Below are 24,875 nucleotides of genomic sequence, written 5' to 3' on the forward strand. Positions count from 1 at the left end.
ATTTGACGGGGGAAAAACGGCGACACGTTGCCAGTGGTTCTTCAAGGGTTTCACGAACATCTTCATTCATCCGACCGTCCCGCGATAGTTGGAAGTTCCTTGCTGTGAGGTTGCCAAAACTAGCACCGAAAAGCTTCGATTCTGAGCCGGCTTTATGCTGGTTGAATTGCGGGTGGTCGCCTGAGCGATTGCAGTCTTAGTAGGAGGAAATTGAAAAGCAGACGAAGCAGCCGAGACGCTAGCTCAACGACAGGTTCATCGCTTCGCCGAACTTGATTGAGTGACTTGATTCAGCGAAGCGTGATGAAAATTCAGCGAAGCGTGATGAAACGACCTGTACGTTGATCAACAACCCCCACCCCCATTTGATATTTTGCAAGATGGAATTATCCGAGCGAGCAAGTGGCGTGCTGCTACATCCAACCTCGTTGCCTTCCCGTCATGGAATCGGCGATCTCGGTCAAGCAGCGTACCGATTTGTTGATTATCTTTCACTGGCGAACCAGCGTTATTGGCAATTGTTGCCGCTGGGCCCAACCGGCTATGGCAACTCGCCTTACGCATCGACTTCGGCTTTCGCCGGCAACCCGCTGCTGATCGATCTCAATGCCATGGCTGAAGAGAACCATTGTGGAGAGTTGCTGGCGGATGCACCAGAGTTTTCGAGCCGCGTGATTGATTTTGCAAAGGTGTCAGCATGGAAATTGCCGCGACTTCGCAAAGCGGCCGAATTGTTCCTTGACAACGCACCACCAAGTCGCGGGCAAGCGTTTAATCGTTTCTGTGGAAAAGCTCACTGGTGGCTCAACGATTACGCAATGTTTGTTTCCATCAAACATCATGCCGACCGCTTGGCAATCCAATCGGGTGCACCCAATTCGGCTTGGAATGTCTTTTGGGATGCCGATCTAAAACGACGTTGCCCTGAGGCTTTGGCTCGTTGGAGCGAAGAGCACGAACGAGAAATCGAAGCGGAAAAAGTGCTTCAGTTCTATTTCTTCGAGCAATGGAATCGACTCAAAGCGTACGCTTCGGATCGTCATGTCCGCTTTATTGGTGACGTGCCGATCTTCGTCGCATTGGACAGCAGTGATGTATGGGCGTCCCCGGGGCAATTCTTGCTGGACGAAGAATTACACCCAACCAAAGTCGCTGGAGTGCCACCGGATTACTTTAGCGAGACGGGACAACGTTGGGGTAACCCACTTTATGATTGGGATGCGATGCGGGCCGATGGTTTTCGTTGGTGGATCCAACGATTTTCAGCAACCTTGGAATTAGTCGATGTCGTTCGACTAGATCATTTTCGAGGCTTCCAAGCATGTTGGTCGATTGCAGCGGACGAGCCAACCGCGATCAACGGACATTGGGACTTGGCTCCCGGCGAAGACGTTTTCGCAGCGGTACGCGAATCGCTTGGTGAGATCCCGATCATTGCGGAAGACCTCGGTGTGATCACGCCAGAAGTCGAGGCACTTCGTGATCGACATGGTTTCCCCGGAATGAGGATCTTGCAGTTTGCCTTCGATTGTAACGAGTCACGTCGCACTCATTTCTTGCCGCATCATTATATCGCCAACACCGTCGTCTATACCGGTACACATGACAATGACACTGTACGGGGATGGTACGCGAATCATCCGGAATCGGATCGCCAACTCTTGCATGAATACGCTGGGTATTCGTGCGGCGATGTTTGGTGGGATTTGATACGAATGGCGCTCGCTTCGGTTGCTAATACCGTGATCATCCCAATGCAAGACGTGCTTGGACTTGGAAGCGAAGCAAGATTGAACCAACCCGCGACGATGGGAGCGAATTGGTGTTGGCGGCTATCCGAGGATTCGCTCACGGAATCAACCGCAAGCCGGTTGTCGCACTTAGTGAATGTTTATGAACGAAACGGATGGGGGCCGCGAGTGGGCGAACCGAAGCAACGCGAAGCTGAGGCTGACCCCACTCAAACTCCTCGCCCTCATTTTATGCCTCCACTCGCCAACACGCGTTCGTCCTCATGATGCTTTGTCGTCTGATTTGTTTATGCTTTGTGTTGATGCTTTCCCATGTCACCGTGACAAATGGGCAAGAGAGGCTCCCGCAACAACCCCCGATTGATCCAATGGATTTGACCCTCCAGCAAAAACACAATGGCTTCGTTTACGCGAACGGAACGACGATGTTTGTTTTTGATTCGTCATTGTATGGAATCGAACCGTCGCGGGTTGTTGTTACGGGCGAGTTCCGAGGGTGGAGTCAAGATATGACCGATCCACAGTGGCACTTGACGCGAAGCGAGCAATATCCGGTGCTGTGGACGCTATCCATCTCAAACCCAAACAGTCGAACGATTGCGCCGTCGTCGCCGTTCAAATTCCGCATCGACGATGGCCGATGGATCGAGCCATATCACAAGGCGGAAAATCGCCATGCTGGAAATTTGATCCATCGACCTGGCGAGAAATCCGTTCGGTTGCGTGCGGAAATGAATCGAGATGGCAGTATCGCCGTTCGCTTTGAAGGATTCGAATCGTATCATCCCATCAAACCATCAGAACTTAGCTTGGTTGATGCCGGTGGTGCCCGAATTTCGATTGCTGAACTTGACCGCAGTTCAGACAATTCGATTCGGCTCCAGGCCGCCGAGCGGATCGATCACCGCAGGGTTTATTACCTTGATTATCCAAGCAAGGGTCTGCGGTCGTTGTGTCGACGCGACGGCTGGTTCCGTGAAATCGAATCACAAAAGCCGCTCGGAGCTCAAGTGGCAAACGATGGATCGCAGACCACGTTCGGCTTGTTCGCACCGCGGGCTGATGCCGTTCGGCTCTATCTATACGATCGCGTCGGAGACAGACTTGCCAAGAAAACGATCCAAATGAATGGGGATGATGATGGCGTCTGGGAAGCTACCGTTACGGGTGACCTGCACGGTGTCTACTATGACTTCACGGTTCATGGCCCCGACGATCCAGGCAACCATTTTTACGAAACGCATGCCGTTCATGTCTCGGACCCTTACGCCCGGGTCAGTGTTGATAGTTTCGGCAAGTGTCGTGTTTGGAAAGCTACCAAGCCGGCAACGCCACTAAGAAACGGGCGTCCGGCGATGGAAGACGTCATCGCCTACGAGGTTCACGTCGAGGATTTTACAAATCAATTGCCGGTTGATGAAAATCTCAAAGGCACGCTCACCGCCATGACGTTGCCTGGCCTAACGAATCTTCTCGGCCAGTCGATCGGATTCGACTACCTTTGCGAGTTAGGCATCAATGTCGTTCATTTGATGCCGGTTCAAGAGTACCTGCATTATCCCGACGAGACGTGGAAGACCGCGTTCGCCGAGGATCCCTATATGATCGCTGCGGGCGTTAGTGAGTCGAATTACCAGTGGGGCTACCGCACAACGCACGCCTTCGCCATTGAAACACGCTATCGAGAAAAGGGAACTACGCATGGTGCCCAGCGTGACCAGTTTCGCGATTTGGTCCAAGCGTTCCATGACCGCGGTATCGCTGTCATCGTCGATTTGGTTCCCAATCACACAGGCGAGAACATGGATGGTCGTCACTATTTGTTCAACTTCAACGCTATTGATATGCCTTACTATTATCGTACCGATGAGACGCTCTCTCACATCGGGCCTTTCGGTAACGAAGTTAAGACCGAAGACCGTCCGATGGTCGCACGTTGGTTGATCGATCAATGCCAACACTTGATCAATGAATTTGGAATCGATGGCTTCCGAATTGATCTAGCGGGACAAATTGACAAGCAAACGCTCACACGGCTTCGTAATGAACTTCCCGACGACGTGATTCTTTACGGCGAACCGTGGATTGCACCGAGTGACCCCGATGTTGCACTCAATCCGGAGTGGAGTTGGTACAAGAAAGACGCTCCGATCACGTTCTTTCAAGACAATGCACGCAACGCAATGAAAGGACCCACGGCCGACCCCACCAACAAAGCGACTGATCGCGGCTATGCCGGGGGTAATGGATCTGAACGAGAGAACGTTCAATTGGCATTGACCAACGGTTTCGATGATGAAGTTCATCCGAATCGCGGCATTAACTATTTGGATATTCATGATAATTGGGCGTTAGCCGATCGTTTCGCACTGACTGATTGGGATGGTCGCCGGGGCGTTGACGAGCGGCGTTTCAAATTGGCTGCCGGATTGTTGATGACCTCGCTCGGCCCGGTCGTACTCCACGGCGGGACGGAAATGATGCGTAGCAAAGGTTCCGCTCCACCCGGCAAATTGTTGAAACATCTTCCCGACGGACCACTCGTCTATCACGGCAAAAAAGATACCTACAATCTGCGCGCGGCCAATGAGTTTGTCTGGGCAAATGTTGGTCGGATTGAACGTGACGATACCGTAACGAATGACTTTGCCAGCATGATCGAGTATTGGAAAGGCTTGATTGCACTTCGCAATAGTGATGCCGGACGTGTGCTTCGTATCGGTCACGTGCCACCACTGGACTACTATCGATGGATTTTGCCACAGAACCCCCATCAGCTCGGCTATGTCATTAATGACCGGATCATGGTGTTGATGAATACGAGTGATACGGATTGCATTTTTGAAGATGTTAATGCTGGTTCAGTGCATTGGCGTTTAGTGGCAGATCAGACGAGAGTGGATATTGCAAATGGAATCGACACCGACGATGCGATGCTGAAAGGAAAGGCAACGCATGACATTGCCGTTCCCCACGCGAGCATGAAGATTTTTTTGACGAACGAGACTAACTTTTAGCCACAGTAATACCCATGCTTGTCCTCAACCGTTTACCAAGTCTTCTGCTACTAGGCATCGTGTTACTTGGCGTTGCGAATGGCAATGGCGAAGATGTCACGATTGATCGCTCTTGGAACGAAGACATTATTTACTTCGCGCTGACAGATCGTTTTTGTGATGGTGATCCATCGAACAATACTCCCCGGCAAAGCGATCCTCAGCTCTACGATGCTTCGCAGAACGACATTAATCGGTATCACGGTGGTGATTTTCGAGGTCTCGAAATCGCACTACGCAGCGGCTACTTCAATAAGCTTGGAGTGACCACGCTCTGGTTGACTCCCCCCATTCGAAATGCCTGGCATTCGCCCCACGATTTAGGCGGACCCAAAACCGGGTACCACGGATACTGGGCACAGGACTTTTTGGATATCGACCCGCATTTAACCAGCACCGTTTCGATCGACGGCAAATCCTACTCCGATGATCGTGATGGACGGATGATGCACTACAAAGACCTTGTCACGCTTGCTCATGAACACGGAATCAAGGTTATCCAAGATGCGGTTTGTAACCACATTGGGCCGCTGTTTTACTATGACGAGAACGGTAACCAGCAACTCGATATGTCGAGTGAAAACGAATGGATCGCACCGTATTCTAATCATCCCTACACGAACACTCGGTGGGTTGACCTTCCTCAGTGGAATCTCGTTCCGCCGAATCCTGATGATGAAGAATTGATACTTGGGCACAGGGTGAAGACGACAGGTCTGCTTCGCGAATTTCGCATTTACGGTCGGCACGGATTTAATTCCAATAGTCTCGGCAAATCGGATGGCGAAGAAGTGAAATGTGATTTCTTTTCGCTACGTGATATGGCAACCCATCCTGACTCGGAACATTTTGACGCGTTGGTGAATGAGTTCGTTGAAATCTACTATTTCTATATCCATGTTGTTGGTATCGATGGCATGAGGCTTGATACAGTGAAACACGTCCATCATGAGTTCTGGTCGGAGTTCACGCACCGACTTCGCGACAAACTTGGCGAAGAGGCTGAGAAATTATTGATTACTGGCGAAGTCTACGACGGGAACCCATTTGTTCTTGGGCGATACACCTTTTCTCTGAATCCAGAGACAGGTGAACGAGACTCGAAACCTTGTCTTGATTCGCTATTGAATTTTCAATTCTGCTTTAATCTTCGTGATTATCTTCGCAAACCAGGGGATTCATTTGGCCATCCATGGGGTTTACAGAACACGACCAACTCTCTGAATCGGCAGGGAGAGAAGGCGTTCTATAACTCGCAAGTCGGTGTCGATGGACTTGCACCGCGTCAAAAGATGGTCAATTTTTTCGAGAACCACGATGGCCTCAATCGTTTTCTCGTACCGGAAGTCGATGAAGTCAAGCATCGTTTGGCCTTGGCGATTCTGATGACGACCGAAGGAATCCCCTGTATTTACTATGGTGCGGAAGCGTCGCTGCGTGACTCGAAAGGACGTTTGAAACAAGATGGCGAGACGGGCAGGATGACCTATTGTGAAGACGGTGATGCGTCGAGGCTCGAATTGGCGACCAAGACGGCGTCGTTTGAACTTATCAACCGGTTGAGTGAGTTGCGTGCTCAGCAGGAGGCTCTTCATGCGGGGGCAATGTCAACGCTTTGGGTCGATTCGGATAGTACGTCAAGTGATGACGGGTTGTATGTGTTTGCGCGGTACGTGGGAACGGACGACGGGATTGACACTGCGAAAACGGTGATTGTTGCGATCAATGCGAATCCGAAACAATCGGCTATTGCTGAGCATGTTTCGCTGGTCGTTGGGCCTGATGGCGAACAGGCATTAGCGCGGTCTGGAGATCGCTTTCATCAAGTAAGGCCGTTTGAATCGGACGACGAAATTCAGATTACGGTCACTGAAATGATGGGTGCAAGTTCTGCATCGATCCGGGTGGAAGTCCCGCCCTCTTCGGCTGTCATCTATATTCGATAGTGGCACAAGGCGATGAATCAAACTTCTTACCCCATGAATCAACAGTGAATACGGAAAAGCCTGCGTTGTCGTTTTGGCAAATCTGCAATATGTCGTTTGGCTTCTTTGGAATCCAATTCGGCTGGGGATTGCAGATGGGGAATATGTCGGCCATCTACGAGTATCTCGGTGCGAGCGAGAGCGAACTACCGCTGCTGTGGTTGGCCGCCCCACTGACGGGCTTGATTGTCCAGCCCATCGTTGGATACATGAGCGACAACACATGGTGTTGGCTCGGTCGTCGGCGTCCCTATTTTCTTTTTGGTGCGATCTTTTCGAGTATCGCTTTGATCTTGATGCCTCGCAGTGGTGCGTTGTGGATGGCAGCTGGATTGCTTTGGGTTTTAGACGCTTCGGTGAATATCAGCATGGAGCCATTCCGAGCGTTCGTTGCCGACTTACTGCCGGAGCGACAGCGTACGGTTGGTTTTGCGATGCAATCGGTTTTTATCGGTGCAGGTGCCGTGATTGCGTCGAAGTTGCCCGGTTGGCTAAAGGACTGCGGGGTAGATTCAACAACATCCGATGCGCATCCGATTCCGCAAACGGTTCATGTTGCGTTTACGGCGGGTGCGTTCGTGTTTTTCTTTGCTGTGCTTTGGACCGTCATCAGCACGCGTGAAAAACCTCCAAGCGAAGCAGAGTTGGCAGAGACCAAACAGAAAAGAAGCGGAATGGCAGAGATTTACGATGCGTTTCGTCACATGCCTTCTCGGATGAAGCACTTGGCCGTCGTGCAGTTCCTGACTTGGATGGGATTGTTTTGCATGTGGATCTTTTTCACTGTTGCGGTTGCCAGGGATATTCTTGGCGCAACCGACGCGCAATCGGATTTGTATAAGACAGGGATCTATTTAGCGAACGATTGTTTCGCAACCTATAATTTGGTTGCCTTTTTTACTGCGATTGGGTTTCTTTGGATCGGTCGTTTTGTTTCCGCAAAGTGGATTCATGTCGTGTCGATGTTTTGCGGAGGGTTGGGGCTTGCTTCGCTGCTGTTTGTGCGTGACCCGACCATTTTGACTTGGGGCTGTTTTACCGGAGTGGGGATCGCATGGGCATCCATTTTGTCGATGCCCTATGCCATGCTTGCGGGATCGCTTCCGGAGCGTCGAATCGGCGTTTACATGGGGATTTTTAATCTCTTTATCGTGATACCTCAGATTTTGGTGGCAATCGTTTTGAGCCGAGTATTGGCTCAGTACGATGAAGTGAATCGTTTGCATGTGGTCGTTTTCGGTGGCGTTTGCCTTTTGCTCGCAGCGATTGTGACGGCATTCTTGCCTTACAGTCCCGAACACGAGTGAAAGTTCGATGGCGGAAAAAAAACGTGTGGCCTTAATCGTTGAGTCATCGGGTGTTTACGGACGTGAATTGCTCAAGGGGATCATGCGTTATTGCCGGTCGACGGATGATTGGTTGGTCTACTACGAACAACGGGATCTTTCGAGCGAGTTGCCATCGTGGTTAATGAATTGGGCCGGGCATGGGATTATCTCTCGCGTGGCAAACCGCGAACTTGCCGAAGTGGTTAAACAGCAGGGGATTCCGCTGGTGCAACTCGCCGATCGCAGTGAAGAGAGTGATTCGGTATCATTGCGGTCTGACGATACGGCTATTGGAAAGATGGGGTTTGAACACTTTGCTGATCGTGGATTCCAGAGCTTCGCTTTTTGTGGTTTTGAAGATGAAGCGTGGTCAGTGCGCCGTGAAAAATCGTTCGTTCAGCATGCATCGAAGTACGGCCAATGTTGCGTTTACCGATCGCGTTGGCACGGTGCGACAATGACCCCCTGGGAAGTCGAGCAGGCGAATCTAATCCGTTGGCTCGGAACGCTAGTGAAGCCCGTCGGTGTGATGGCCTGTTGTGATATTCGTGGGCACCATGTCTTACAAGCCTGTGCTCAATCAGGGTTCAATGCCCCCGAAGAGGTCGCAGTGCTTGGGGTCGATAATGACGAATTGCTGTGCCAACTCTGCTCGCCACCGCTTTCGAGTGTGATACCCAATGCAGAGATGGTTGGCTATTTGGCTGCCGAAACGCTTGCTGTGAAGATGGAGGGAATCGAACAAGAAACAGGTGAAAGTCACATCCCGCCGATTGGGATTTGCACACGCCATTCGACGGAAATTGTTGCAATCGATGATCCGGATATTGCCGCGGCGATTGGCTACATCCGAGAGAACGCTTGTGCAGGGATTTCGGTACGAGATGTCCTTAAAAATATTCCGGTTTCGCGAAGTACGCTCGAACGTCAACTACGAAAGTATCTGCGCCGATCGCCTCAACAAGAAATTCGCAATGTTCGGATGCGCCGCGCTTGTGAACTTTTGAAAATGACGGATCTTTCCATCGAACGAATCGCAAATATCTGCGGATTCAAACATCCTGAATACATGCACGCTTTCTTCAAACGAGAGTTGAAGATGACCCCGGGCGAGTATCGCGAATCGACTGAGGCTTAGCAACGAAATCGCCAAGATGTTACGAGGCAACACTGATTTTTTTCGGTGCCAAACTCATCAGAGCATCTAGCCGATCAGTTTGTTGACTGCGGCGATGAGACGGTTCATGGGGAAGGGTTTGCGAATGTAATCGCTGACGCCCAACAGTTCCGCGTAGGCTTTGTGACGGCTTCCTTCGTTACCCGTGATCATGATTACAGGCATCGGTTCGTCACGCGTACGTCGTAGTTTTTCGAGCACCAAAAAACCACTACGTTTGGGCATCATCATGTCCAAAATCATTAAGTCTGGGTCTTCTCGCTCGGCCAATGCCAAGCCTTGGTTGCCATCGCGGGCGACGATCACTTCGTAACCTTCGCCTTCGATCGCATAGCGAACGGAGTCGATGATTTCGTAGTCGTCGTCAACGATTAAGACTTTCTTAACCTGACCGCCCTTTTGAGGATCACTTTGACCTGAGGAAGCCGGTTTCTCCGATAGGTTATCGTCGCTATTCATCGATTCTCATTCAAACGAGCGGGGGCGAACAAAGCGTGGGAATTAATTGGGCGGGGTAGGGCAGGGGACAGGTGAGAATCGGATTGTAACCGTTTTTCGGTTGCTTAGGAATCAGTTATGAGAAAACTGGGTTGGCGAAGTTGACCAAGCATCGTTCGATTGGTTTTGGCTCGCAGGGATCACCGAATTCATGATCCATTGGTTCATATCCGCTAGCGCGACGGTGTTCATTTCATCATCGTCGTCGTACTTTCGAACTTCTAACTTGGCGCGGATCATCAGTGCCGTTCGCATGTCATGATCGAGCCGGTTTGAACTGTAAGCGGGGTTCTTGTGTGCCCATTGCCAAAGCATCTGTAAACGTCGCTCGCGGAGCAGATCCAAGTTGGAAAGGCTATGGCAACCTTGGGGCAACGCCCCACCGAGTGAGACCACGCCGGCAAAGCGATTGGGGGATTGCAGTGCGATTCGCATCGCCATTGTGCCACCATTTTGATAGCCTGCCAGAACCACTCGCGACGGGTTTATGGAAAAGCGACTCTGGGCTTCGTCGATGGCCATCAAGACATTTTCATTAGCTGATGCGATCGCCGCAGGGCTCTTTCGCCATTCGTAACAATGCCCCGAGGAGTCGACCGCGCGACTTGCTCGTGTGCCGACTGCGACATAATTGCGCAGGCTGATGTGGGGCAAAACCTGCTTGATTTGGTTTTCATTGAATCCATCGCTGTGCAGCCACACCAACAGCGGGTATTCGTATTTGGCTTCGTAATGAGTGGGCAAAAAGAACGCGACTCGCGACGATGGATTCTGCGAGAACGGCCCGACGTCATCGTAAGCCCCTTCGGTAGGAGCATCACTGTCCCAGAGGAAATCGCTATCGCCTGAAAAGAAATCGAAATCGCTCGATTCTGAAGGCGAATGAGTTGTTTCGTGAGAGGATGGCGGGCCCCAGATTTCCGTTGGATCAAAACGACTCATAGCACCCGGGTCTTCGGTAGGATGGCCATACGAGCAATCGCAACAACCACGCTTCCCCAAAAGCATCAAACGAACGAAGTGACGCGGGGGGAAGGGGAAATTGCGACTAACACGTGGGATGAATACCGTAAACCTACGCGCCAAGGCACGTAGGTGTCAACGTGAATTGCCCATCCATAAGCGTGAGAACGAAAGTGCGTTCTCTTAAGCCGATAGCAATTCATCCATTGCTGCGACCAAGTCCTTCACTGCTTGCACGCTGTGCTCAAATCCAGCCTTTTCTTTTTCGGACAATTCAAGCTCAATGATCTTTTCGACTCCGCCACTTCCCATGACAACGGGAACGCCGACATAGTAACCACCGACATCGTATTGGCTGTCGCATAGTGCAGCGACAGGGATCAGGCGTTTCTTATCCTTCACAACCGCTTCTGCCATTTGGGCACAAGCTGCCGCAGGAGCGTAATAAGCGCTACCGGTCTTCAAAAGTGAAACAATTTCGGCACCACCCTTACGAGTTCGGGTGACGATTTCTTCGAGTCGCTCGGCACCGATCAATTGGGTTACTGGGATTCCCCCGACGCTAGTGCAGCTTGGCATTGGAACCATCGTGTCGCCGTGGCCACCCATTAACAATGCACTGATGTCTTCGACGCTGACACCCAACTCCATTGCCAAAAAGGCGCGATAACGAGCGGTATCCAAAACACCAGCTTGACCACAAACGCGAGCCGAATCGAATCCGGTTACTTTCCACATTTGTTGGACCATTGCGTCGAGCGGGTTGCTGACGACGATCACGACTGCGTTTGGACTGGTGGTCTTGATCTGTTCCGCAACGCTGGTGATGATTTTGGCATTAGTTCCAAGCAAATCGTCACGGCTCATCCCTGGTTTTCGCGGAATTCCCGCTGTTACGACGATGACATCGCTGTCTTTGGTGTCGTCATAGCTGGTTGTGCCCACGATGTTCGAGTCGTAGCCCATGATGGGAGATGCTTGCATTAGGTCGAGTGCTTTACCAGCTGGCATATCCTCGGTTTGTGGGATATCCAACAACACGATGTCACCTAATTCGGCTGCGGCGCACCAATGTGCACAGGTTGCTCCAACATTTCCGGCCCCAATGATCGATATTTTTGCTCGGCGCATCTTGTTCTGCTCTGTCTGAAAAGGATGTTTCGTTTCTGATAGGAATCGTCGCTCACATGGGCGAGCTCGATGAGTCCTTAATCGTCTAAGAACCACGCTTCGGGTCAAGTAGCCACCCGCCGAAAAACACCATAGTTTTGTAGGATTAGGGGGGCTGAGATCCTTGGTTTGGACCAACCCAGCGGCTGCAAACAGCTTGTTCGTTGATTCAAGCGTGTCCTCACACCAGCACGCAATGCTCAAAAAAGAATCGCTATCCGACGCACTTTCTCGCAGCCAACGGCGACATCGACCTTACATCGACGAGCTTACATCGACTCTGGAAGTTGCATTTGCTCCGCTTCGCGTTCTTTTCTAACGCGTTCAATCCGTCGGTCGCGGCGTGCGACAATAAGACTCCATATGAAAAGTCCCACAATCGAGGCGCAAGTTGCTATCGCGGCAATCCAACCGATCATTTTAACTCCGGCTGGGTCGGGATTGGTCGGTTCACGATTATTTAGGTCCGCAGCAATCAGAAGCGGTCCAAATTGGTCGCCTCCCCCAAATTGTCGCATGTATTCGCTCGAATAACTCCAAAGACGAAAGAAGAAACCGTCGACCGCCACGGGGACCACGATCGGGGTAACTACGGCGTCGGTTTGTTTGGTTGCTTTGATCCGTTGTTGCATCCACGCGGGCAGCGTTCTGGAAACGATAGAGATCGGATAACGATTCTGAAACTTTGCCGGTTGACCGTCCGAACCGGGAGGCGGAGCAATTTCGACGACCACATTACCAAGGTCTCCAATTGCATCGATTTGGAAATAGTGATCGCTGCCCAACTGTTTTTGTCTCGCCGGCTCGGTGACGGCGATTCGAGTGACCTGGATCGTTTCGACTTTGATTTGCACAAAGTCACCAGTGAAGGCCATCGGATCTTTTAACAGGTCGACCGGTTTAATCCTCGCTGGCGTGGGTAGTTCGTTTTTCGGAGTTCGCCCAACCTCTGCGGAGGCCGCAAGCATCGCGTAGAAAATCTCGGTATCTTCCCCAGACAGGGGTTGACGATTTCGTAAAGCGACCGAGCCCAGTTGTCCGACATCGACTCCTTTGGAAGAAAGCAATTTCCAGCCTTCGTTTTTCGGTTTTGCTGGAAACCATTGGACAGGCACACTGGCGACGGCCGAGACAACGTCTTCCTCGCTGGTTTCAATCACCATTCCGATTCCGCGAATGCGATCACCAATCGTGATATCGCGAGGAAGTTCCGTCGTTAGCAAAGTGACCGTTGAAGCTGCTTCCTCACGCTGTACCGTCACTTGCAGTACTTGGCGAAGTTCCAAGAACTCGATGAGCTTTTCGGGAATCGCAAACGGCTTGATCCCTTGGACCGTACCCTCGACGATGGAGCAATCACCAAGCGTAGGTGCATTAGGTTGTTTGTCTTTGGCCGCAATTTCGGACAACTTTTCCGAGGTCATTCGGTTCAGGCGATAGAGTAGCTTTGCCGCCTCGCCCACCGAGTCTTCGTTGCGAACCGGGAATGTTTTTTCGATCCGAGAAAGATCAAAGCCAATTAAAGAAACGAGTTCGCTTTCCGCGTAGGCTGCATCGGTAAGGAGGCCGAAAGTGAGCAGTAGGGTGAAAGCGACCGTGACAGGAAAACGGGTCATCGTTGATCTCCCAAATTACCATTTTGTAACTCGTCCAAAAAACCACTGGGGTCTTTGCGGTTCGCATCGCGAAGACGTTGACTCTTTTTCGCTTGTGACACCGTGCGCCAAAACAGCAATCCGGCGAACCCGATGCCTGCCATCGCTGCCGCTGCGACGATCGCGAGTAGGCTTGGCTTTTTTGGTTTTGCGGGAACGAGCTTGTTCGAGGCATTGACGCCGGTGGGCGTGCCTGATTGCGGAACGATTCGTCCCACAATCACGGGGGCCAAATCGGCACCGACGCTGGACCGATAGGCAAGTCGTTTAAGGAACCGCCCCACGATCATCACGGCTGGGCCTTCGGTAACCGTAGCCTCCGAGCCGATCTCAGCAATCGCATCGGGAACACGCGGGACAATCACTTGCACCGGACGGTCTGCTCCGGTGCGTGGCCGCAGCCAAAGACGCCAATATGAATCGATGTCATAGGCATTCTCCGAGACAGGTTGTTTCTCGCTACGGGCAACGCGACCGGAAAAGGCAACCCATTTGCCTCGGTAGACTTCGGGTTGTTGCAGCAACGGTAGTATGCCGATCACCGCAGGAGTCGTTCTCGGCGGATGCATTGCTTGGTAGAGGTAGAGATAAAGGGCGTCGCTATCTTTCGGATTCCAAACGCTGCCATCAACGACTCGCTGAGTCACCCAATTATCGAGCGACGTGACAAGCGATCGGATTTGTTGTGAATCGTCGGTAGGTTGTGAATCGTCGGTTGATCGCTCCGCCGGTTGATTCCCCACTGCGGCATTTTCTAAAAGCTCTTTCCAAGATTCAGAGTCCGGGATGTTTTCGTCCCATTGGGTTTCTATCCAAGTTCGATCCGGAGGATTCAGAACAGAGATACCCGTATGACGTTGCTGATTGAGCAAAGCCATTATCCACGCCGATCGGTCGGTTTCGGGGATCCGCTTGGCGATTTGCCTTGCTGCAAAAAGCGTGTCAGGATCGATGGGGGGTGGCTTCTCGGTTGTCGCTTGAGCATCCAACGCGTTTGCGGATGGGCTACGGTTGTCATCGTTCGGGGGGGAGGGTGCGAAAGCTGTCTCCTCTGCGAAGAAGGTTTCATACAAAACCGGTTTAGCGGCTTGCTGCATCACGACGACCACCAAAAGCAATCCGAGGCCGAGGCGGATCAATCGTCGATAGGTCTGAATCGTCTCGCTTCGACGCTTGGGGCGGCTGTAAAGGTTATCTTCGGTAAATTGAGAAGGAATTCTCATCGGATATTCTTCGGATTGGCTGGCTATGCTTGAAGGAGCGACCACTGCACTTTAATCTAGGGGGCAGAGGAACTCTTTAATCTAAGGCTTAGGGAAGTCGAACGAAACGTCTCGATGGGCCACCTTTCAACAATCATCTCCAATATGCTCGTCTATCTTCGATCCCACTCACAGCAAATCGGCAGCGTTTTGCTCCGTGCGGTTGTGTGCAGCATCTTCGTCTTGAGCAGCACGCTTGTCGTGAACGAGGCTCGTGCCGACGGCGAACCCGTACAAGATTTTTTGAAGCGATTACGAGCGGGCGGCTATTTCGACACGTCGATCACCTACCTTGATCGTATCAACGAGTATCCAGGCGTCGATCCATCCTTTCTTGAAGCCATCGATCTCGAAAAGGCACAAACGTATATCGATGCAGCCGTCGATGCGCGAAGTGCTACCGAGCGTGACGAGTATTTTGCGAAGGCTGCGTCGTCGTTGAGCGAGTTTCTCAAGAACGAAGACCATCCGCGAGTTTCCGAAGCACGATTACAGCTTGGAAAGCTTCAGATGGTCAGAGCTGGGCAATTACTGATGGTCAAACCGGATGACCAAAAAAAGGCTCTGGCACGCGAATCCTATCTCGCGGCATCGAAGACCTTTGATACGATCGTCGAGAACTTGCGATCGAAATTGAAAGAGATGCAAGGGCAAAAGATCGATGCTAGCGCCGACCCCGAATTGGCGGCGCGGCGGACCCAATACCGGGGCGAATTCCTTGATGCAAAACTCAATAAAGGTGAATCACGTCGTTTGGCCGCGATGACGTTCGCCAAGCCAGCGGAAGACGGAAAGAAGCTTCTCGAAGAAGCAGTTGCCGAATTTCAAGACCTTAGCGACAACTACGATGGATTCGTCACCGGAGCCACTTCGCTACTGAATTTGGGGCAATCTTTCCATACACTTGGCGAGATTGACAAAGCGACCGACAGTTACATTCGGCTACTCGAGTTGCCTGACCTTGACCCGCTACGCGATGCGCGGTTTCAAGCCACGACTGGGCTGATCCAAATCGCATTGTCCAAGTCGCCGCCTGACTATCAGACAGCCATTGATCGTGGTCAAGCGATTGTCAAAGACGTTCGCCCCAATGAAAAGCAATTAGCAAGTGTGCTAAGTCTTAAAGTGGATTTGGCGAAATCCTATTTGCTGAAATCAAAAGACAAAGAAAATTTGAAGAACGCGGAAACCAAAAAGGCGGAATCCGAAGGTCGGCAGTTGTTGGTTGAAATTGAAAAGTTGCCTGGCGATCATCTCGAGGAAACGGCCGAGTTGTTGGGTGGTCTCGGAATTCAAATCGCTGAGGTTGAATTGCCGAAAGCCGAAGACCCAGAAAGTCTTGACGATGCGATGGATTCGGCCCGCCAGCTTTTAGAAGTTAGCGAGTCGTCGACTCAGGCGATCGCGTTGCTGGAAAAACAAGGTAGCGATGATCCCGAAATCGCCACGCAAATCGAAGAGATGAGCAAGCAGGTGAAGGAAGCGAGATTAATCGCGATCCAAATCCTACAGCGTGGAATCACGATGATTGGCCCCAGCACCGACCTGGAACTTCTCGGCCAAGCTCGCCAAATTTTGGCGTATCTGCTTTACCAAGAAAAACGTTATCGCGATGCCACCGTGGTTGGCAGCTTCTTGGCTCAAACTTCGCCTGGAACCGAAACGGGTCTAAAGGGAGGGCTGCTCGCTCTAAACTCGTTTCAGATGCTGTTGTCGGAGATTCCCGAAGACCAAAACGGGGACTTGGTCGGCCAAATTGAAAAGTTAGGAGACTTCCTGACATCGGCTTGGCCTAATGATCCCCAGGCGGCAGCAGCGCAAGGGGTGATGATTCGTTTGGCGATGCAAAAAGATCGCTGGGACCAGGCCAACGAATTGATCGCCAAGATGCCCGCAGGCGCTGAGCGTTCGACTTTTGAAAGACTCCTAGGCCGGCTGCTTTGGAACGGTTCGATCATGGCCCGTCGTGACGAAAACCTCGAATTAGCAGCGAAACAGCTAGCCGATGCCGAGCAGGTCCTGCGGAAAGGGCTTGAGGGTATGGATGCGGACTCCGTTGAAAACGAAGCGATGCAAGCAGCCTTGGTCCTTGCAAAAGTCTATTTGCGATCTGGCGACAGCCGGCAGGCGTTGGCGGTCTTGGATGATCCAACCTATGGTCCGGTGAAGTTGGTCGATAAGCTCGCCGACGAAGATAAACTCGCCGGCGATGAAGATGCATTTCGCGGCGATTTGGCGGCGACGGAATTGAACATCATCGTCGCCCGAATGACCAGTGACGATGGCGACGCCGACGCCATGCTTCAGCGTGCGACCAGTGTCATGGAAAAGCTTCAAGCGACCTACCAGGATGAAGAGGGGCAAAAACGATTGATCCCGATTTATGTCGGAATGGCACGTGATCTAAAAGAAGAACTTGATTCAGCACCGGAAAATAAAAAGGCAAAGCTGATCGAAGCGTTCCGCGTCTTCCTGAATCGCATCGCACAAACCAGTAACGATCCCGCGACATTGCAGTGGATTCTTCAAACGCTTGTCCAACTTGGCGAAGCCGCGATGCAGCCAGCAGAAGTCAAGGCGACCGGGCAAGCTGCGGAGTTACTTGACACTGCGGTGAGTACTTACGGTCGACTGCAAGAATCAAGTGACGACGTTTCGCTTTCGATCCAGTATCAATATGGGCGTGCTCAGCGCTTGCTTGGTAAGTACAAAGGCTCGCTCGATACGTTCCAAAATATCTTGGCCGAGAAACCAATGATGCTCGATGCACAGGTCGAAGCGGCGACTGCGTACGAAAAGTGGGCGACCGAGTTGCCTGCAAAATTTGCCTCGAAATCTTATGCCGCTGCGCTTAACGGGGCACGCCCCGGGGCCGATAAAAAGAACATCATCTGGGGCTGGGGCAAAATTAGCCAACTAACCAGCCGGGACAAGAAGTTCGAAGCGATTTTCTTTGATGCGCGATATCACGTCGCCTTGTCGCGTTTTTTATGGGGACGATCAGCGAAGGATACAAAAATCATGAAAAAAGCGGAGTCGGACATTACCAAAGTTGTCGCATTGTACCCTGACCTCGGCGGCGCGAAACAACGGAAAAAGTTCGATTCGCTTCTTCGTGAAATTCAAAAGGCGGTCGGTAATCCCGTTACTGGTTTGCCTCCAAATTCGTAACGGAAGTCCCTGTGATTTTCGCCCGAACAAGAACCCAACTTATGACTCAAATGACCCCAGCAAACCGAAACCAACCAAGACGAATCATCACGTTGATGTCGCTCGCGGCTGTGCTTGCGCTGAACACCATCGTTGAAGCTCAAACGGACCGTGTCTACCCACTGACCGGCTCTGCCATTAGTGGAACAGTGGCGAAGACCAGTGCCCAAGGCGTGCAACTGAAAAAGGGCAGTGGAACGCAGAGCTTTATGGCGGGCGAGATCAAGAAGATTCTGTACGACGGCGATCCTGCCGCTCTGACCAAAGGACGTGAATTTGCGATTGATGGGCAATACGACCAAGCCCTGGAAAACCTTGCTGGCATGGATCTCGACAGTTTACCTCGTGCCGTGATCAAAGCGGATGCGGTGTTTTATCGAGCAATGTGCAGCGGCAAACTTGCCTTGGCGGGCAAGAAAGACAAGAAGGCTGCTGCGGTTGAAATGCTGTCCTTCGCTTCAAAGTATCGCGACTCGTGGCACTTTTATGACGCGGCAAAAATTCTTGGTGATCTGGCGTTGGCTTTGGGCAATACCGATGACGCGTTGAAATTTTACGGTTCGCTCCGATCGGCACCTTCGGCAACCGCTAAAATCGACTCGGTTTACTTAACGGGAATGGCCCAAATGAGGGCGGGTGATATTGCAACAGCGATAGCTCAATTTGACAAAGTGATCGGATTGAAAGTCGATTCAGTGTCCGCAGCCAGGCTTCAATCGCTTGCCAAAGCGGGCAAAGCGACCGCGTTCGCAATCGAAAACAAACCGGATGAGGGGCTTGAGCTTGTATCGGCATTAATCGCTGATATGGGACCAACGGATATCGAAATGGCCGCTCGGACCTACAATGCCCAAGGTGCGAATTATGAAGCGAAAGGGGATGCCGAAGGCGCTCTTTTGGCTTACTTGCACACCCACCTGATGTTTTCGAGCCAAAGCGACTCGCATGCGGTTGCCCTATCGAAATTGGTTGAATTGTGGCCGAAAGTCGGCAAACCTGAGCGGGGCGCTGAGGCAAAACAAGAATTAAAACAGTTGTATCCCGGCTTTGGCCAGTAGAGTATCTTACAGATCTAAAGCAAAAATCAAAACAAACGTCTAGCTTCTATTTTTCCGGAGAAAATCGTTGATGTTCGCCTCTTGCGGTTCCCTATTCGCTTCCGAAAAACCGCGTTCGCGGTCTCTCCATTTCGCCATATTGGCGATGGTCGCATCATTGTTTTTCTCGCTTTCCGCAGTCGCTCAAGACGACGCGATGGATGAGTTTGGTGGTGATCCCGCTCCGGTTGCCGTCGAAGCTCCGGCGGCTCCTGTCGATGCACCAGCACAAGGTGGTGATCCCAGCCCTGCATCGGTGGGTGACCAGAACCTGCTTGAGTGGACCATTAGCTCCCTCGGGTACGGCTACGTCTTTATCTTCTTGGCGTTGTCGATTTCGCTGGTTTCACTTTTCGTTATGAATTTTCTTGCGGCCCGACGCGATACGCTTTGTCCTCAAGAGTTAATTGACAGTTTCGAAGAGAAACTCAACGAGAAACAGTTTCAAGAAGCCTACGACCTCGCGCGTGCGGACGAATCCGTATTGGGCAAAGTCCTTTCCGCAGGCCTTGCAAAACTTTCGCGTGGCTACAACAAAGCCATCGAAGGGATGCAGGAAGTTGGCGAAGAAGAAAGCATGAAGCTCGAGCATTTGCTCTCTTACATGGCATTGATTGGCAACCTCAGCCCGATGATCGGGTTGTTCGGAACGGTTCATGGAATGATCACGTCGTTCCAAGTGATCGCGCTCGGTGGCGCATCGCCGAAACCCGCCGAATTGGCGTCGGGGATTTCAACCGCTTTGTTTACCACGTTGATTGGACTAGCCATCGCGATTCCGGCAATTGCAGCCTACAACATTCTGCGCAACCGCGTATCGCGATTGTTGCTCGAAGTTGGCGTAGCGAGTGAGAACTTGATGAGCCGATTTGAAGATGTTCAGCCTGGAGCCAAAAAGTAGATGCGCGTCAAATCGAAGAAACCAGATTTGGCTCAAGGCGACTTGACGCCAATGATCGACATGACGTTCCAATTGATCGCGTTCTTCATGGTGTTGATCAATTTCGCCCAAACCGAAGCGAATGATCGCGTGGTGCTTCCGAGCAGCAAGCTAGTCAAGCCGCCTGAGGTCGCGCTGGAATTTCCGATTATCTTGCATGTGGCCCAAGATGGCGAAATCGTGCTCGGTGGCGATGAATTCACTGTGGAAACCTTGCGGATCGGCTTGCAGCGTGAAATGTCAGTCATCAAAGCCGAAGGGAAAACGGCAAACGATGCGAACGTCGTGATCCGGGCGCATCAGGACACGGCGATGGGCGATGTCCAGGAGGTCATTCGTGTTGCCCAAGAACAGAACTTGATCAATTTTGCCCTACGTGTAAAAGAGGATAATCGATAATGAAAATCCGCAACAAAGGGGAAATGGAAAAGAACGAATTGAACATGACCAGCATGATTGACATTGTCTTCTTGCTGCTAGTTTTCTTCGTGATGACCTTCAAAATTGTAGAAATGGAAGGGGACTTTAGTGTTCGCATGCCATTGGGTGAAAGTAGTGGCGTGCCCGATCCGACCGACCTTCCGTTGAAGCTACGCCTGACTTCGGATGCCGATGGCCGGTTGGCAAGCATGTCGCTCAATGACATTAGTTTAGGGACTGATTTTCCGCAGCTGCAGGCAAATGTCATTTCGTTGATCGGCAACACGGCGCCGGTCGAAGGGGAGGATGGCCCCGAGATTGAGATCGACAGCGATTACAACTTGCGTTACGAGAACGTGATCGATGCAATCACGGCGGTCAGTGGCTACAAAGACGGTAACCAGGTGGTGAAGTTGATCGAAAAGATCAAGTTTGCCAAACCTCGCCGTTAGTGTTTTTGAAACAAAGCTAGACTTGCCGCATGATATTGCTGTTGGACAATTACGATTCGTTCGTCCACAACTTGGCTCGCTACTTTCGTCAACTCGGTTGCCAAACGCGTGTGGTTCGTAGCGACCAAATCGATGTAGCTGGCTGCCGCGAAATCGCTCCTGAAGCAATTGTCATTTCGCCTGGCCCAGGGCATCCGGTGGATGCTGGTTGCTCAATCGCCGTGGTACGAGAACTTTCACTGACGACACCGATTCTTGGTGTTTGCCTAGGCCATCAAGCGATCGGCCTTGCGTTCGGAGGGGTTGTAAATCGGTGTGGGCCTATTCACGGCATGGCGTCGGCCATTTCTCATAATGGAACGGGTGTGTTTCGAGGTTGTCCGTTGCCGATGAGCGTGGGGCGTTACCATTCGCTAGCGATCGACCCTGATCGCGTACCGGTCGAATTGGATGTCACTGCTCGAACCGACGACGGTGTGATTATGGGTGTGCAGCATCGCGAGCGGCCGATATTCGGTGTCCAATTTCATCCCGAGTCGATCCTTTCGGACGAAGGCGCACGGGTCGTTGAGAACTTTGTCTTGATTGCATCCGAAATTCGTCGGGGGATCTTGTCATGATTGTTGAATCCATCGTGACGACATCGGATGCTTGCGGGCGAGTGAACATCGCACCGATGGGCCCAACGGTCGGCGACGATTTTGCAGTGGGGGATCCGCTTGACCAGTCAATCACGCTTCGTCCATTCGACTCGTCGAAGACATATCGGAATTTAACTGAAAATCCACGAGCGGTCGTGCATGTGACGGACGATGTCGACTTATTTGTCCGCGCTGCACTCAATGAAATCGGTGATCTAGAAACGGCAACAGAGCTTGTCGATTGTTTGGACGATTCCTATTGGGTCCTGCGAGATTGTCATCGCTGGTTCGCTGTCGATGTGGTTTCAAACGACGGACATCATCCACGTTTGACGATGCAGTGCAGGGTGGTGCGAAGTGAAATCGTCCGACCTTTTTTTGGGTTCAATCGAGCCAAGAATGCGGTAATCGAGGCTGCGATCCTTGGCACCCGAACGAGCTTATTGCCGAGAAAGGAAATTGAATCCGAATTGTCGAGGCTTGAGATTTTGATCGATAAGACGGCTGGCAGAAACGAAACCACCGCGTTTGAACGCATCAGGCGGTTTGTCGCAAACGCGTATTGCAATTCGGCAGTGAAAACCGAATGAACAAGCAAGTTCGAGTGACCGCGGGGTCACGTTTGCATTTCGGTCTGCTCGATACTGCGGCACCCTACGGTGGCGTGGGGGTGATGATTCAATCACCTCACACCGAGATCATCGCCACCGAAGCGGATCGGTTTTGTCCATCGAATGTTGCATCGGAACGCGTCGAAGCGATTGGACGTCGGTTTGCCGGTTTTGCAGGTATGTCACAGTTGCCGCCGTGCAAAATCGAAATCCTTAGTCGACCCGATCCGCATACAGGATTGGGCAGCGGAACCCAATTGGCCATGTCGGTTGCGGGAGCGTTGTGTGCACTGTTTCAGGTCGAATGTTCTGACCATGAAATGGCGTTTCGCATCGCCGATCGTGGTCGCCGCTCAGCGGTCGGTATTCATGGGCATCTTGGTGGCGGTTTGGTATACGAAGACTCCATTTGCGAAAATTCAAACTTAAACGACTCAGCCAGTCAAGCAAAGTTGAATCCCATTCGCCACCGCGTCGGTTTGCCGACCGATTGGTGCGTCGCTTTGTTCTCGGCGCGGCGTAGATTGGACGTTGTGAGTGGTGAGTTAGAACAGAGCCAATTTGCCAAGCTACCACCGGCTTCCGCTGTACAGCGACAAAAACTTCGGGAGATCGCCGAGCATCGATTGATTCCTGCGGTGCATGATGGCGATTTTTTTCAGTTCGCTGACGCAGTACAACGATACAACCACACAAGCGGTTTGTTGTTTGAGTCGGTTCAAAACGGAGCCTACAACGGACCTGAAATTTGCCTATTGGTTCGGACGCTTCTAGAGCATGGAGCGTATGGGGTGGGGCAAAGCAGTTGGGGACCGACCGTCTTTTCATGGTTTCGGTCAGGCTGCGAAGCAAAGGCGTTCGTTGCCAAAAACATTGACACAGAATCCGTCGACGTACAAATAACCTACGCGGAAAACGAAGGGCGACTAATTTCGATCATTTGACAGCGGACGATTTGACTCGTTCGGAAGTCATTTCAATTGCGGATACCATCGCTTTTGCTTTGTTGATTGTTTCGTCATATTCAGCGTTCGGATCGCTGTCGGCGACCACGCCACACCCGGCTTGGACGTACACGACCCCGTCTTTGACCACCATGGTCCGCAGTGCAATACACGTATCCATATTGCCTCGGTAATCGATATAGCCGACCGCGCCGCCATAGGGACCGCGGCGATGCGGTTCGATGGAGTCAATGATTTCCATCGCGCGGACCTTCGGTGCACCTGAGACCGTTCCGGCAGGTAAACAAGCTTTGAGAGCATCGAATGCATCGAGACCTTCGCGAAGCGTTCCCTGGACTTCGCTACTGATGTGCATTACGTGGCTATAGCGTTCGACGATCATGATTTCAGTAAGCTCGACCGAACCGAATTGTGCGACTCGTCCGATATCGTTTCGGCCTAGGTCGACGAGCATCACATGTTCGGCACGCTCTTTTGGATCAGCCAGCAATTCTTTTTCCAGTGCCTTGTCTTCCTTTTCCGTTTTGCCGCGTGGGCGGGTTCCTGCTAGCGGGCGAACGGTGACAATGCGGTCAGCAACGCGACACATGATCTCTGGGGAGCAACCAACCAGAACACATTCTGGGGTGCGAACGAAGAACATGAAGGGGCTAGGGTTGACGACGCGGAGAGATCGATAGATTTCGAAGGGATCGACATCGGTCTTGACGCTCATTCGTTGACTCGGAACGACTTGAAAGATGTCACCTGCGCGAATGTACTCGACGCATTTCAAAACCGCTTTGCCAAAAGATTCGCGAGTGAAGTTGGATTTGACTTCGAGTGGTTTGTCTGTCGCTTCGCTTGAGGCTGATGCTTCGCCAGACAACGGATGCGTTAACTCGTCGGTGCTGTGCGAAACGGGACGCCGTAGGCGGCCGATGGATTGATCGAGACTTTGGGATGCTTTGTCGTAAGCTTCGTTGGCCTGTTGCGTATTCTCGACACCACGACAATCGGCTAATGAAACGACCGTGATCGTTTTGTCGACGTGATCGAATATGCAAAGTGTGTGGTAGAACGAAAAATCGAGATCGGGTAGGCCTCGATCGTCTTGGGGGGCGTTTGGAAGTTTTTCAACATAACGAACCACGTCATATCCGGCGTACCCGATTGCCCCGCCAATGAACGGCGGCAACCCCTTTACGTCCGCGACGCGGTAATCAACGTGCGAGCGAAAGGTTTCGAGCGGATCGTCGGATTGGAGTGTTTCGGTGTTCGCGCCGTCTTTCGTTTTGGCGTCTTGGATCGTGATTTCGTTTCCACGAGCAGCAAAGCGTTTGACCGGCCCGGCCGCGAGAAAGCTGTAGCGGCCGACTTTTTCGCCACCGATCACGCTTTCGAACAAACACGCAGGTCCGTCGTCGTCAAGTAGCCGAAAGGCGGTCACCGGGGTGAGTGAATCACTTAGCAATTGTCGATAGACAGGAACGAAGTCGTGGTCGATCGCCAGGTCAGTAAACTCGGCAGCGTTTGGTGTAAGCATCGATGCGACGGTTTTTATTGAGAATCAGGTGTTGGAAAACGCAAAAACAGGTGCCGGCTGTAGCGGGATGGTCAAGGTCGTTACGTTGACACCGATTGGGGTGTCGATAGAATCGACCTGTTGCCCGCGAACTGCGAAGCCCCTTCCGAAAAGACACACTTTAGCGGCA

Annotated in this window: 19 protein-coding genes; 13 read left to right on the plus strand and 6 right to left on the minus strand. The window is 51.9% G+C overall.

All coding sequences use genetic code 11. The annotated features are described in order from the left end of the window. Positions 1-380: 380 nt before the first annotated feature. The 5 genes from malQ (at position 381) to CA13_RS20705 (ending at position 9,258) form a co-directional block, all read left to right on the plus strand. Positions 381-2,018: a 4-alpha-glucanotransferase gene (malQ, locus tag CA13_RS20685; RefSeq protein WP_146399851.1), complete on the plus strand. Its 1,638-nt coding sequence runs from the start codon at positions 381-383 to the stop codon at positions 2,016-2,018. 101 nt (positions 2,019-2,119) lie between these two features. Beyond that, complete coding sequence (locus tag CA13_RS20690; RefSeq protein WP_419194634.1) at positions 2,120-4,768, plus strand: alpha-amylase family glycosyl hydrolase; 2,649 nt, start codon at positions 2,120-2,122, stop codon at positions 4,766-4,768. A gap of 14 nt (positions 4,769-4,782) precedes the next feature. After that, positions 4,783-6,753, plus strand: coding sequence for an alpha-amylase family glycosyl hydrolase (locus CA13_RS20695; protein ID WP_146399855.1), 1,971 nt, complete (start codon positions 4,783-4,785; stop codon positions 6,751-6,753). A 44-nt stretch (positions 6,754-6,797) separates the two neighbouring features. Beyond that, entirely contained in the window at positions 6,798-8,099 is a 1,302-nt protein-coding gene (locus tag CA13_RS20700; protein ID WP_146399857.1) for an MFS transporter, read from the plus strand. Positions 8,100-8,106: 7 nt separating this feature from the next. Beyond that, the gene (locus tag CA13_RS20705; protein WP_419194635.1) at positions 8,107-9,258 is read left to right on the plus strand and encodes a XylR family transcriptional regulator; all 1,152 of its coding nucleotides are present in this window, start codon (positions 8,107-8,109) and stop codon (positions 9,256-9,258) included. A 66-nt stretch (positions 9,259-9,324) separates the two neighbouring features. Here CA13_RS20705 and CA13_RS20710 read toward each other — a convergent pair whose 3' ends face one another. The 5 genes from CA13_RS20710 to CA13_RS20730 form a co-directional block, all read right to left on the minus strand. Further along, a complete protein-coding gene (locus CA13_RS20710) occupies positions 9,325-9,756 on the minus strand; it encodes a response regulator transcription factor (RefSeq protein WP_146399859.1) in 432 nt (143 codons plus the stop codon). A gap of 111 nt (positions 9,757-9,867) precedes the next feature. Next, entirely contained in the window at positions 9,868-10,737 is an 870-nt protein-coding gene (locus CA13_RS20715) for an alpha/beta hydrolase (RefSeq protein ID WP_419194636.1), read from the minus strand. Positions 10,738-10,941: 204 nt separating this feature from the next. Beyond that, positions 10,942-11,889: a malate dehydrogenase gene (gene mdh, locus CA13_RS20720; protein ID WP_146399863.1), complete on the minus strand. Its 948-nt coding sequence runs from the start codon at positions 11,887-11,889 to the stop codon at positions 10,942-10,944. A gap of 308 nt (positions 11,890-12,197) precedes the next feature. Next, on the minus strand, positions 12,198-13,544 hold the full coding sequence (locus tag CA13_RS20725) for a hypothetical protein (protein ID WP_146399865.1): 1,347 nt from the start codon (positions 13,542-13,544) through the stop codon (positions 12,198-12,200). Then, on the minus strand, positions 13,541-14,806 hold the full coding sequence (locus CA13_RS20730; protein WP_146399867.1) for a hypothetical protein: 1,266 nt from the start codon (positions 14,804-14,806) through the stop codon (positions 13,541-13,543). Before CA13_RS20730 ends, CA13_RS20725 begins: the two co-directional genes overlap by 4 nt. A gap of 114 nt (positions 14,807-14,920) precedes the next feature. Here CA13_RS20730 and CA13_RS20735 point away from each other — a divergent pair, with 114 nt between their 5' ends. The 8 genes from CA13_RS20735 (at position 14,921) to CA13_RS20770 (ending at position 23,160) form a co-directional block, all read left to right on the plus strand. Next, a complete protein-coding gene (locus CA13_RS20735) occupies positions 14,921-18,016 on the plus strand; it encodes a tetratricopeptide repeat protein (RefSeq protein WP_146399869.1) in 3,096 nt (1,031 codons plus the stop codon). A 41-nt stretch (positions 18,017-18,057) separates the two neighbouring features. Continuing rightward, the gene (locus tag CA13_RS20740) at positions 18,058-19,113 is read left to right on the plus strand and encodes a tetratricopeptide repeat protein (protein WP_419194637.1); all 1,056 of its coding nucleotides are present in this window, start codon (positions 18,058-18,060) and stop codon (positions 19,111-19,113) included. A gap of 70 nt (positions 19,114-19,183) precedes the next feature. Then, positions 19,184-20,053, plus strand: coding sequence for a MotA/TolQ/ExbB proton channel family protein (locus CA13_RS20745; RefSeq protein WP_146399871.1), 870 nt, complete (start codon positions 19,184-19,186; stop codon positions 20,051-20,053). Then, complete coding sequence (locus CA13_RS20750) at positions 20,054-20,491, plus strand: ExbD/TolR family protein (RefSeq protein ID WP_146399873.1); 438 nt, start codon at positions 20,054-20,056, stop codon at positions 20,489-20,491. After that, positions 20,491-20,964 carry an ExbD/TolR family protein gene (locus CA13_RS20755; RefSeq protein WP_146399875.1) on the plus strand — a complete coding sequence of 158 codons (474 nt, stop codon included), beginning with the start codon at positions 20,491-20,493 and terminating at the stop codon, positions 20,962-20,964. The genes CA13_RS20750 and CA13_RS20755 overlap by 1 nt, the downstream gene beginning before the upstream one ends. A 29-nt stretch (positions 20,965-20,993) precedes the next feature. Next, positions 20,994-21,584, plus strand: coding sequence for an anthranilate synthase component II (locus tag CA13_RS20760; RefSeq protein ID WP_146399877.1), 591 nt, complete (start codon positions 20,994-20,996; stop codon positions 21,582-21,584). Continuing rightward, positions 21,581-22,195, plus strand: a complete 615-nt coding sequence (locus tag CA13_RS20765) for a DUF447 domain-containing protein (RefSeq protein ID WP_146399879.1) — start codon at positions 21,581-21,583, stop codon at positions 22,193-22,195. The genes CA13_RS20760 and CA13_RS20765 overlap by 4 nt, the downstream gene beginning before the upstream one ends. Beyond that, the gene (locus tag CA13_RS20770) at positions 22,192-23,160 is read left to right on the plus strand and encodes a GHMP family kinase ATP-binding protein (protein WP_146399881.1); all 969 of its coding nucleotides are present in this window, start codon (positions 22,192-22,194) and stop codon (positions 23,158-23,160) included. Before CA13_RS20765 ends, CA13_RS20770 begins: the two co-directional genes overlap by 4 nt. Here CA13_RS20770 and trpE read toward each other — a convergent pair. Continuing rightward, on the minus strand, positions 23,153-24,706 hold the full coding sequence (gene trpE, locus CA13_RS20775) for an anthranilate synthase component I (protein WP_146399883.1): 1,554 nt from the start codon (positions 24,704-24,706) through the stop codon (positions 23,153-23,155). The two genes, CA13_RS20770 and trpE, sit on opposite strands and share 8 nt — an antisense overlap. Between the last annotated feature and the right edge of the window lie 169 nt (positions 24,707-24,875).

Source organism: Novipirellula herctigrandis, assembly GCA_007859835.1.
In the GTDB taxonomy this organism is placed as follows: domain Bacteria; phylum Planctomycetota; class Planctomycetia; order Pirellulales; family Pirellulaceae; genus Novipirellula_A; species Novipirellula_A herctigrandis.